This is a genomic window from Flavicella sp. (assembly GCF_029238425.1).
Taxonomy (GTDB): domain Bacteria; phylum Bacteroidota; class Bacteroidia; order Flavobacteriales; family Flavobacteriaceae; genus Flavicella.
On record NZ_JAQWGB010000154.1, the window covers coordinates 1 to 2,450 of the forward strand.

Annotated in this window: 2 protein-coding genes; one reads left to right on the forward strand and one right to left on the reverse strand. The window is 33.3% G+C overall.

What is annotated here, in order from left to right; all coding sequences use genetic code 11:
* The coding region (gene metG / locus P8H68_RS10835; RefSeq protein WP_300324813.1) for a methionine--tRNA ligase at positions 1–1,311 on the reverse strand (1,311 nt) is incomplete at its 3' end.
* 136 nt (positions 1,312–1,447) lie between these two features.
* Between metG and P8H68_RS10840 the strand changes: the two genes are divergently transcribed.
* Complete coding sequence (locus P8H68_RS10840) at positions 1,448–2,419, forward strand: glycosyl transferase family 90 (RefSeq protein ID WP_300324815.1); 972 nt, start codon at positions 1,448–1,450, stop codon at positions 2,417–2,419.
* Positions 2,420–2,450: the final 31 nt, after the last annotated feature.

The following is a 2,450-nucleotide window of genomic DNA, read 5'->3' on the forward strand; positions in this document are numbered from 1 at the left end:
AGAAATAATTTGTGGATAGGCCTTTAATTGTTCCAAAGTCTGTTCGTCTACTTCCGTAAATTCATTTGGCGTAGGAACTATTCCATCATAATATTTATTTGTCAATACAACTACTCTATTGATAAAGTTTCCAAAAATCGCCACCAATTCATTGTTGTTACGCGCCTGAAAATCTTTCCAAGTAAAGTCATTGTCTTTTGTTTCTGGAGCACTTGCTGTTAAAGCATATCGCAACACATCTTGCTTGTCTGGAAATTCTTCTAAATATTCATGCAACCAAACCGCCCAGTTTTTAGAAGTTGATAGTTTATTTCCTTCTAAGTTCAAAAACTCATTTGCAGGCACGTTATCAGGCAAAATATAATCTCCTTGTGCTTTTAGCATTGCAGGAAAAATAATACAGTGAAATACGATATTATCTTTACCTATAAAATGCACCAATTTGGTGTCCTTGTCCTTCCAATAAGGTTCCCAATCTTTCCCTTCTCTGGCTGCCCACTCTTTGGTAGAAGAAATATATCCAATAGGAGCATCGAACCAAACGTACAATACTTTTCCTTCACCACCTTCTGCTGGAACAGGAATTCCCCAATCTAAATCTCTGGTTACAGCTCTTGGGCGTAAGCCATCATCAATCCAAGATTTTACTTGCCCGTATACATTAGATTTCCAATCCTTTTTATGACCTTCTAATATCCACTCTCTTAAAAAAGCTTCATGTTTATCTAGTGGTAAAAACCAATGTTTTGTTTCTTTTAACGAAGGAACGTTGCCGGTAATTGCTGATTTAGGATTGATTAAATCTGTTGCATTATGCGAGGTTCCACATTTTTCACATTGATCCCCATAACTTTCCTCATTCCCACATTTAGGACAAGTACCAATTACAAAACGATCTGCTAAAAATTGTTTTTCTTCAGCATCATACAATTGTTCTTCAACTTTTTCTACAAACTCTCCTTTTGCATCTAAATCTTTAAAAAATTCAGAAGCTGTTTCATGGTGAATTGGAGCTGAAGTACGAGAATAATTATCGAAAGTAATTCCGAAATCTTGAAATGATTTTTTTATGATTCCATTGTACTTATCCACAACATCCTGAGGAGAAACTCCTTCTTTTTTCGCTGTAATCGTGATAGGCACTCCATGCTCATCAGAACCACAAACAAAAGCAACATCTTTTCCTTTTCCTCGTAAATATCTTGCATAAATATCTGCAGGTACATAAACACCAGCCAAATGGCCTATATGTACAGGTCCGTTTGTATATGGCAATGCTGCAGTAATGGTAATTCTCTTTGGATCGTTCATCTTCAAAATTTAATGAGCGCAAAGTTACATATTAATGTTGATTATTGCTAAAGATGTACTTTATCTTGAGGATCTAAAATTTCGTAATAATTATTAAGTACATTTGTAATATTTCAGGTCAAACTTTCATAATTCATTGGATACTTTCATCGACTTTTTATTAGGGTATAAAAACGTAAAATTGTTTTACTACATTCGTACCAACCTTATACATTCCATACCTAAATGGTATAATGACTGGTACGTTAAACATCTTCAAAAAAAATTCAATACTAAAGAACATCAAGCTTACATAAACAATCGTGTAAATTATTACTGCAACCTAAACTCAAAGAATCTACTTGGTGAAAACACTAAAAAAATAAAAGAACTAAATCGTAAAGAGGATGCGAGTGTATATTATTTTGACAGTTTGGAATACCTTCGTTTTTTTGACAACAACCTATTGTTGGAACCTGTTTTTGGAGATATTACTCACTCCCCTTCGAGTCCTGCAATTGTAAAAAGCAGACCCGTAACTGACAATAATAATTCTGTAGTTTTAAACCTGGACAAAATTCGTCATTTCAATTTCATAAAAGATTACAACTCTTATGAATCTAAAAAAGATATTTTAATTGGTCGTGGTATTTTGGGTGACCCAAAAAGAATACGTATTCTTTTTTTAGAAAAACATTTTGAAAATCCACTTTGTGATACTGGTCAAACTAATGATTTTAGAGACAACCAATGGAAGGTTGATTTTGTACCTGTTTACAAGCAATTGAAATACAAATTCATTTTATGCTGGGAAGGTAACGATGTAGCGACCAATTTAAAGTATGTGATGTCTTCCAATTCTTTAGCTGTAAGCACAAAACCTAAATATGAAACATGGTTTATGGAAGGGAAACTTATTGGTGGAGTCCACTATGTTGAAATTAAAGATGATTTTTCTGACTTAGACGAAAAACTAACATATTATGCTACACATATTGAAGCCGCAGAGGAAATCATAAAAAACGCCAATGCTTACACCAAACAGTTTCAAAACAAAAAGCGAGAAGACTTAATTTCAATTCTCGTTTTAGAGAAATATTTCAGAAACACGAATCAAGCTCTTAAATAAAAGCTTTTTACTTCCAGTCTAAGTATTTATT